The 7,534-nt window shown below is 70.3% G+C and carries 5 protein-coding genes; 2 read left to right on the top strand and 3 right to left on the bottom strand.

Going from position 1 to position 7,534, the window contains the following annotated elements:
- Positions 1-764: 764 nt before the first annotated feature.
- Positions 765-1,595, top strand: coding sequence for a bifunctional 5,10-methylenetetrahydrofolate dehydrogenase/5,10-methenyltetrahydrofolate cyclohydrolase (locus AC08OU_RS13695; RefSeq protein WP_476601693.1), 831 nt, complete (start codon positions 765-767; stop codon positions 1,593-1,595).
- A gap of 66 nt (positions 1,596-1,661) precedes the next feature.
- On the opposite strand, the gene AC08OU_RS13690 is transcribed toward AC08OU_RS13695, so the two are convergent.
- Both AC08OU_RS13690 and bioA read right to left on the bottom strand, forming a co-directional pair.
- On the bottom strand, positions 1,662-3,125 hold the full coding sequence (locus tag AC08OU_RS13690; protein WP_476605054.1) for a sensor domain-containing diguanylate cyclase: 1,464 nt from the start codon (positions 3,123-3,125) through the stop codon (positions 1,662-1,664).
- A gap of 663 nt (positions 3,126-3,788) precedes the next feature.
- Positions 3,789-5,075, bottom strand: a complete 1,287-nt coding sequence (bioA, locus tag AC08OU_RS13685; RefSeq protein ID WP_476601694.1) for an adenosylmethionine--8-amino-7-oxononanoate transaminase — start codon at positions 5,073-5,075, stop codon at positions 3,789-3,791.
- A 431-nt stretch (positions 5,076-5,506) separates the two neighbouring features.
- Here bioA and AC08OU_RS13680 point away from each other — a divergent pair, with 431 nt between their 5' ends.
- Positions 5,507-6,373 carry a rhomboid family intramembrane serine protease gene (locus tag AC08OU_RS13680; RefSeq protein ID WP_476601691.1) on the top strand — a complete coding sequence of 289 codons (867 nt, stop codon included), beginning with the start codon at positions 5,507-5,509 and terminating at the stop codon, positions 6,371-6,373.
- Between the two features lie 88 nt (positions 6,374-6,461).
- Here AC08OU_RS13680 and AC08OU_RS13675 read toward each other — a convergent pair whose 3' ends face one another.
- A complete protein-coding gene (locus AC08OU_RS13675; RefSeq protein ID WP_476605053.1) occupies positions 6,462-7,301 on the bottom strand; it encodes a hypothetical protein in 840 nt (279 codons plus the stop codon).
- Positions 7,302-7,534: the final 233 nt, after the last annotated feature.

The following is a 7,534-nucleotide window of genomic DNA, read 5'->3' as shown; positions in this document are numbered from 1 at the left end:
GCAGTAGGGGGACGTAATGAAGTAACAAATACGTGATCGAGAGCATCATCGCAGGTCACAGGCCTGTGGAGGGTTCGAAACGCGCAAGTTATTTCATTTCGACTCCTAGGACGAATGTCGCATTCATATCGCTACATCCGGCAAGCCGACCGGGTTCCTGAGTACAGCCGGCGCGGCGGGTGGCTCGGGATGCGGCGTAGCGGGCACCGGGCGCTTCTGGCCAGGTGCGTCGTTTCAGGTACATCGTTCCGGCGGTCCGTAGCCGCCATCACCCCGAACCGGGAAGATCATATAGAGTAATACTCGGATTTCCGCTCGGAATCGCCCACCTCGACTACACCACCGCACAGGGGCGGGCCTCTTCCGGAAGGCTTTCCCGGGGAGGATCCGTTATTCCGAAAATCCGAGGCACGAGAACCGGGCTGCCTAGAACCGAGCGTTCTGGAACCGGGCGTTCTGGAACCGAGTGCACCGAGCGGCCCTGGCGTGCTCCCCCGCCCAGGTTACCTGCCCACGTCGCCTTGCTACGGTACAACCGTGCCCGCCGCCGCCCCGCTCGCCGTGCCGGCGCATCCCGGGCCTTCCCCAGGTTTCGCGTGGTGGGCCAGGACGGCATAACCCGCGCGAGTGCGGGAAAGGCCTGCGGACAGCGGTGACTTATCCGTGCGGAACGGCCCAGACGTGCGGAACGGCCCAGACGGGCCATCAGGACCGCAAGGGCCACGAGAGCCAGACCACGAGAACGACGAGGATCGGAACGGCGCATGAGGATGCTCGACGGGCGGTCGATGGCCGCCGAGATCGGCAGGTACGTGGTCGACGAGGCCGAGAGGCTGGCTGCGGCGGGAGTCACGCCGACCCTGGCGGTGGTCCTGCCGACCGCGGATCCGGCCGCGTATTCCTATGCCGAGATCGTCGAACGGACCGCGGGCAAGGTCGGCGTGCGCTGCGTGCTGCATGAGCCGAAGGGCGAGCCGGCGGCGATCCTCGACACGATCGACACCGTCGCCGCCGATCCGACCGTGCACGGGATCATCGTCCAGACGCCGCTGCCAGGCGGGCTGACCTCCCGCGAGGTCGGCGAGCACATTCCGACGGCCAAGGACGTCGACGGGATGAACCCGAGCAGTCTCGGCCGGCTCGCGCTGGGTCTGCCGAGCTTCGCGCCGGCCACCGCCGCCGCGGTGGTGGAGATCCTCACCCGGGCCCGCATCCCGATGTCCGGCGCCCGGGTATGCGTGATCGGCCGCGGCCCGGTGGTCGGCAAGCCGGTCTCGCTGCTGTTGCTCGCCGAGGACGCGACCGTGACGATCTGCCACTCCCGCACCAAGGGACTGGTGAGCATCGCCCACGAGGCCGACATCATCGTGTCCGCCACCGGCCATCCCCGCCTCGTCGGCGCCGGCTTCGTCCGCCCGGGTGCGACCGTCATCGACGTCGGCACCGTCGTGACCGAGACCGGGCAGGTCGGTGACGTGGACGCCGCGGCCGTCTCGTCCGTGGCGGGCGCCCTCACCCCGGTGCCGGGCGGTGTGGGACCGGTCACCACGATGCTCCTGCTGCGCAACACGATCCGGGCGGCGCGCGCCGCCTGATCGGCGCGCACCCGCCACCTGGCCTCGGCGGGGCCCGCGGTGGCCTCAGGCGGGGCCGCGGTGGCCTCAGACGGAGCTGTAGACCGACCCGGCGAGCCGTACCCGGTTACGACCATCGGCCTTGGCCCGGTAGAGCGCGGAGTCCGCCCGAGCGATGAGACCGGCGAGGTCACCGCGGGGGCCGTGATGTGTCGCGACTCCCACGGACACGGTCACCGACAGGGGAGGCCGGCCCTCCAGCCAGCAGTGGGTTCCGGCGACCTGGCGGCGGATCCGTTCCGCGACATCGGCCGCGTTCTCCAGCTCGACCTCGGTGAGCAGCACCACGAACTCCTCGCCCCCGAACCGTCCGACGAGGTCCCGGGGGCGGGTCGCCGCCCGCAGCGCGTCCGCCACCGCGATCAGGATGACGTCCCCGATGAGATGACCGAACCTGTCATTGACCCGCTTGAAGTGGTCGATGTCGACCAGGAGCACCGACAGCGGACGCCCCACCCGGCAGGCCCGGTTGATCTCGCGTTCCGCGACCTGGCGCCAGTACGCCGGGTTGGCCAGCCGGGTCTTCGCGTCGGACCGCGCGGCATGCAGGAGCTCGGCGTGCAACAGGCTGCGTTGCAGCAGCAGGACGGGGGGTGTGATCGCCAGCATGAGCAACGGGTTCGCCGCCCACAGCACCGCGACCACGATCGACGAGCAGATCTCGGCGGCCTGCGCGGGCACGAGGTCGCGGCACGCATGCCGGAGCGGGATCCGGGCCGGGATGACAGATGACGGGACGACTCCGGTCCGGCCCGGCCAGCCCGGCCGGGTCGGGCCGGCCGCCGCGCCGGACCACGAACCGAGGCTCTCCCGACCGCCGGGCGTCGCCATCCCCATCACGGTCAGCCTCATCCCCATCACGGTCAGCCTCGCCACGACCGGGTAGACCGCGACCGCAGTGAGGAAGGCCAGCACCGCGACGCCGGACCCGACGAGGTTGTCGACGGTGAACGGCCCTCGATCGGGGCTGAGCAGCAGATGGACACTGGAGGCACAGAAGCCCGCGATGCCCAACGCCGCGGCGTGGAACACGCGCAGGTGCGGCGGCTGTACTGGATCACGACGGCCGGCGAGCCAGCACAGCGGCAGGCTGATAACCGTCGGGTAGAACGGCGGCAGCAGGACCGCCGCCGCCACCGTCCAGGTGGACAGCAGGTCATGGCGTCGGGCCCTGGGAACGGTCAGATCCTCACCCAGCCGTCCGGACGCCACCACGGCCAGCGCCCCGAGAACAACGAAGGTGGCGAAGGCCGCGAGGTCGGCCCATCGCGGACGCAGACCCGCCGCCGCGAATCCGGCCACACTCAGCCAGCAGAAGACTACGATCAACCCCCGTCGCATCAACCCCCCGGGCACGCGCCACAGCATCCAGCCGTGGCCGAGCAGGCGCAGCACGGCCAGGCGAGGTTCCGTGACGTGGGCGCCGGCCAGATGAAAGCCGGCCAGGCGTGGGCCGGCCAGATGAGGGCCCAATGGCGGAGGACCGATCATCCGGGGAGCGACGGGCTCGGCGCTCGCGGGTGGGGCGGACGCTTCGCCTCGTGCCGCCCCGCGACCGGTCCGGGCAGTCGCGCCCGCTCCCTGCGTGGTCACCCCGCGGGCTCGCCGCCAGCCACGCCGAAGGGTGCCCACCAGAACGGAACCCGCACCTCGCGCCAGTCGTATGCGTAACGGCATTGGTGGATGGCCTTCCTCGTTCTTGTCCACGGCCCTACCCGGCCGGAACCGCCCGGTGAATCCAACCTGGTCGCTGCTACTCACGGTAAATCATCGAGAACGAAGAGTACGAAGGCACTTCGCCAATTCGCAACCGTCCGAATGCCGGTTCTTAGCCGTTCCCGGCGTCGCCGAGCCGTGTTTTCTCCCCGGCACGCGCGCGATAGTTGCCCAGGAAATGGCACCTGACCTGCGACGACGAATGCCGGGCCGAAGGAGGCGTCGCGACGGGCCGCCCAGCCGCGCCGGCTGCGGGACACCCTCGAGAGACCACATCCGACACGCCCGGGAAACGGCACGTCCGCCGCCCAGAGACCAGTGACGGCCGGAGAAGAGACCGCCGAGGGACCAGCTCGATGCCCGCCGTCCGCGCCTGACCCCTGGCGGCGACGGAGGGCACGACGCGCCGGTGACACGGACGAACCGGTGACGCGGCGATCAGGTGGTGCGGGCGACCGCCTCGACCATCGCGGCGGTCAGGGTGGCCACGTCGGCGGGGGAGATGATGAACGGCGGCATCGTATAGACCAACCGTCCGAACGGGCGGACCCAGACCCCGAGATCCACCAACAGCGGCTGGATCACGGCCAGGTCGACGGGCTCCCGCGTCTCGATCACCCCGATGGCGCCGAGTACCCGCACGTCGGCGACCCCGGGCAGGTCGGCGGCCGGGGCGAGCCCGGCGGCGAGCCCGGCGGAGATCTCGCACACCCGAGCCTGCCAGGGCGAGGAGAGGAGCAGATCGATGCTGGCGTTCGCGACCGTGCTCGCCAGTGGGTTGCCCATGAACGTGGGGCCGTGCATGAACGCGCCGGCCGGCGAGTCGCAGACGCCCGCCGCGACCTCGTCGGTGCACAGCGTCGCGGCCATGGACAGGTAGCCACCGGTCATCGCCTTGCCCACGCACATGATGTCGGGGCTGATGCCGGCATGGTCGCAGCCGAACAGCTCGCCCGAGCGGCCGAACCCGACCGCGATCTCGTCGGCGATCAGCAGCACCCCGTAGTGGTCGCACAGCTCGCGCAGCCGCGCCAGCCAGCCCGGCGCGTACCACCGCATGGCTCCGGTGCCCTGCACGACCGGCTCGCAGATGACCGCCGCGATCTCGCCGGCGTGCCCGGCCAGCAGCCCCTCGATCTCGGCGACGTGAGCGTCCTCACACGGCTCGTCGAAGGCGCAGGCCGGGGCGGAGGCGAACAGATGGCGGGGCAGCAGATGGCTGAACAGGTGATGCATGCCCGCGTCCGGATCACAGACCGCCATCGCGCCCGAGGTGTCGCCGTGATAGCCGCGCCGGATGGTGAGCAGGCGCGTCCGGCCCGGCCGGCCCCGCCCGGTCCAGTACTGCAGCGCCATCTTGATCGCGACCTCGACGGCGACGGAACCCGAATCGCACAGAAAGACCCGCCGCAACGGATCCGGCGTGATCGCCACGAGGGTCTCGGCGAGGGCCACCGCCGGCTCATGGGTCAGACCGCCGAACATCACATGGGACATCGTCTCGAGCTGCCCGCGCACCGCCTCGTCGAGCACGGGATGCCGGTAGCCGTGGATCGCCGCCCACCACGACGACATCCCGTCGATCAGTTCCCGGCCGTCGGTCAACGTCAGCCGGGTCCCCGCGGCGGATGCGACCGGGAAGAGCGGCGTGGAGCCGGACACCGAAGCATACGGATGCCAGACCACCCGCCGATCGCGGGCGACGAGGTCGCCCACGTCCGCCACCGGGGCCTGGTGCCGGGGGGTGAGCGCGGGCGGCGGGACGGCGGTCGTCGAACGAGGGGTCACCTTCCCACTCTCGCCCACCCCGGTCGACGGCGGTGGCCTGGGTGACGCTGGCCTGGGCCGATCGTCGTGCGTCTCACACCACTGCGTCTCACCCCACGGCGTCACCCGCCCGAGCTCGTCACCCGCCCGTCCTGCCCTCGAACCCCAACCCGACAGGAGTCCAACTCGTGGCTACCCCCACTAAGTCCGCGGCGTCGAGGACGGCGAGCGCGTCGACGAGGACGAGGAAGTCACGTCGAAGGCGCCCTTTCGCGTTATGCCTGACCGATGTCTGGCGGCCCGGCGTCTCTCGCGCGGGTACGGCTGGGTGCCAAGGTAGGAGTGCCAGGTAGGAGCAGCTACCCAGGCTCATCGGGCAGGATGTCAGTGTGGTCATCCCGATTCACGACATCAATCCCCTGCGCCGCCGCCCGGTCATGACCTGGCTGCTCATCGCGGCGAACGTGGTGATCTTCGTTTTCTTCGAACCGGTGGTCAGCTCGGTCGCCGGCATGGAGACGTCGGCGGCACAGAACATCTGCGAGCAGCAACGGTTCTTCCAGAAGTGGGGCGCGATCCCGTGGGAGCTGGTGCACAATGCGCAGCTCACCGCCGCGGACTCCGGCCGGATCGGGGTGGACGCGGCCGGCAACCCGGGATGCATCGTGGAATCACCGCTCAGCTTCGACAAGATTCCGGTGCTGTCAGTGCTGACCTCGATGTTCCTGCATGGAAGCTGGCTTCATCTGATCGGCAACATGCTGTTCCTCGGGGTCTTCGGCAACAACATTGAAGATCGCATGGGCAGGCTGCTCTACCCGCTGTTCTACCTGGTCTGCGGATACGCCGCCGGGTACGGCTTCGCCCTGTTGGAGGGTGGGTCGACGAACACCCTGATCGGCGCCTCCGGCGCGGTCGCCGGCGTGTTGGGCGCCTATCTGGTGCTCTTTCCACGGGCTCGCGTCATCGGCCTGGTCTCCGTCCTGTTCTTTCTGCCGTTCTGGCTGCCGGCCTGGATCGTCCTCGGTTTCTGGTTCGCGTTGCAGTACATCTACTTCACCGGATTCGGCGTCGTCGACAGCGGTACCGTGGCGTACGGAGCACATGTAGTCGGCTTCGCGGCCGGCGCGTTGCTCGTCATACCGTTCATCAGCCGGCTGCGAGCCGCCGGCCCCGGGACGCCGCTCCGGGTACCCCAGCACGGCTGGATTCGCGGCACGGGGAACTCGTCGGCCCGCCACCGCCGCCCCTACTGAGCGATCCCGGTCTTCCGCGGCCTGACCGTCGAGCAGTCCCGAAGCCGCGAAGGTCCGCCCGGCGGTCAGGCAGTCCAGCGGTCCGGCGTCAGGCCGCCGGCGACCCGCCGGCGATGGAGTCGGGGGTGGTGGAGTCGGCAGCCTGGTCCGCCGCGTCGTCGTCGGAGCCGCCCGTGTCGGCCGCGGATGCCACGGCCGCGGCTTTCCCGGCGGGAACACGACGTCGCAACAGACCGCGCCGGGCTCGCGGACGGCCCGCGTCGGCCGACCTCCGGCCGGGCCGCTTCCGGCCACCCGTCACGACCGGCGCGTCCTCGGCCTCCGCCGCCACTGCGGGCCCGACAGGCTGTTCCCCGGTTGTCGAGGCGACCTCCGCGGGCTGCGAGTCCACGGCCGGCTGCGAGTCCACGGCGGTCGAGAAGGGGACCTCGTCCGAGATCGGACCAGTGGCCAACTCGAGCGGCGCCGACGCCTCGCCGCCGACCCTTCCGGTCTCGACAGCCTCGGCGGTCTCGACAGCCTCACCGGCCTCGGCGGTCGCCTCGGGCAGGTCGGCCGGAGCGGTCTCCTCCGCGACCCGCACGTCGAGAGCGACCGTCCGCCAGCCCTCGAAGACCTCCTGAACGGCGAAGTCCGCGGCGAGCAGAGCGTCACGGTAGCGAACGAGCTGCTCGTACGACAGGGTCGGATCCGGCTGCGGTCCCGTCACCACGGGGACCTCGGAGGCCGTCGCAGCGGCGCCCGCGGCGGCGCCCGCGACAACGGCCGTGGTCACCCGACAGGTAACGCACCCGGCGGAGTCGGTCGTCTCCGTCAGCGTCCAGGAACGGCTGGCCGCCGCGGCGAGCCGCGGATCCGTGAGCGCCGCGCCGCCGGCCTGCTCCGTCAGAAGCGTCGCGATCCTCGCCGCGACCGTGGTGGTCGCCACGTCGCCCCTACCCCATCGCACGACCGCACGTCCTTTCCCTCGATCTCTGTCTGCCGCTATGCCGAAGACGCCCATGATCGGCCGACCCCGGAAAATGACGCCGGTGCCTGAGGGCGAGAACTGCATCTTGACGGACGGATCGGAGGCGCTACGCAGCGGGGTGCTTTTTGCCACATGGCGGACATACGATACAAACACCGGACGGCCTCGATCGAGGGTAAACATTCACCTGC

It is taken from the genome of Frankia sp. CcMO1, from assembly GCF_977945845.1.
Note: the sequence above shows the minus strand (reverse complement) of the source record. Positions and strands in the feature narration are given on the sequence as shown.